General features: G+C 69.1%; 2 protein-coding genes. Both read right to left on the bottom strand.

Features of this window, described 5'->3' with window-relative positions; all coding sequences use genetic code 11:
* Positions 1-33: 33 nt before the first annotated feature.
* Positions 34-711, bottom strand: a complete 678-nt coding sequence (locus tag ACFU99_RS43925; protein WP_384404427.1) for a TetR/AcrR family transcriptional regulator — start codon at positions 709-711, stop codon at positions 34-36.
* A 57-nt stretch (positions 712-768) separates the two neighbouring features.
* Complete coding sequence (locus tag ACFU99_RS43920; protein ID WP_384404425.1) at positions 769-1,095, bottom strand: hypothetical protein; 327 nt, start codon at positions 1,093-1,095, stop codon at positions 769-771.
* Between the last annotated feature and the right edge of the window lie 208 nt (positions 1,096-1,303).

Raw genomic sequence — 1,303 nt, 5'->3', positions numbered from 1 at the left:
GCTCAGCCATGACGCGTTGTCGTTCATATGTTCTCACTCATGTGCCGTGTGCTCCTTGGGGGTTCGGGTTCCGCCCGCGTCCGGCCGGTGACCGGCCTGGCGGAGTACGGCGAGGAAGTACGCCTTCATCTCGTCCGCGCCGGTGGTGTCGGGGCGGGCGGCGAGGTGGTGCAGGGCCGCGCCGCTGAGCAGTTGCTGGAGGATGTCCGGATCGCTGTCCGCGGGGAGGCGGCCTGTGGCGCGGGCCTGTTCGAGGGTGGCGCGGACCGCCCGGCTCCGGGCCCCGCCATGGGCGCCGTGGTACGCGCGCAGCAGTTCGGGCAGGTCGTCCACCGATCCGTACAGGCGGCGCATCAGCCGGCGCGCACGGGGGCGGCTGAGGTGGCCGGCCCAGTCCGCGACCATCGACTCGATGTCCGGCCAGTGCGGCGGCGCGGCGTCCGCCTCCCGGTACTCCCACTCGATCGCCCGTACCAGCAGTTCGGTGAGGTTCGGGAAGCGCCGGTAGACCGTGGCACGGGTGACTCCGGCGCGGCGGGCGATCTGCTCGATGCTGGCCCAGCCGACGCCCCGCTCGATCAGCAGGTCGAGGGCGGCCGAGAGGATCGCCTCGTCCGCCTCGCGGCTGCGGGGGCGGCCGGGGCGGCCGGGAGGCCGGGGGGACTGTGCGGAGGTGTCGGCGGTGCGCCCGCCGTCGTCGCCAAGCTTCACGGCAAAAACAATACAGTACAGATCTGTATTGAAACTAGGAGACGCGCTGCACCCGGCTCACACGCGCGCCGACAGGGACTCCACCAGCCGGGCCGCGGAGGTCCCCAGCCCGCGGGGCGGCCCGATCGGGAGCGCCTTGAGAGCGATTTCAGGCTCCTCGCACTCGCTCTCGCCCCGCCCGTAGCGCTCGCGCAGGCTCCGCTCCTTGTAGCGGTCGACGTCGTCGTGCCACTTCTTGATTCCGCTCATCCAGTCCTTGAGCCCGTCCGCGTACCGCCCCAGTTCCCTGCCGATTCCCGGCCCGTAGTCCGCGGTGAGCAGCGGGAGTTCCTTGGCCACCAGGTGCTCGAACTGCCGCATCCGGGAGTTGATCAGATCGAACAATCCACTGAGCTAGGATGCAGCAGGTCAGAGCGGTGCCGATCTCCTGACCTGCAACGCAGCATGCATGTTCGGGCTGTTCGCTGCATCTTCGTGTAGTACGGCGCAGACATCTGCATGATCGTTTTCCCATCGGTTTCCCAGTTTCCCACCTGATTGGGCTGGAGGTGGGGGACGCGAACGAGAGATCACAGGGGTCGGAGGCCAGCAA

The organism is Streptomyces sp. NPDC057654 (assembly GCF_042800135.1).
Taxonomy (GTDB): Bacteria; Actinomycetota; Actinomycetes; order Streptomycetales; family Streptomycetaceae; genus Streptomyces.
Note: the sequence above shows the minus strand (reverse complement) of the source record. Positions and strands in the feature narration are given on the sequence as shown.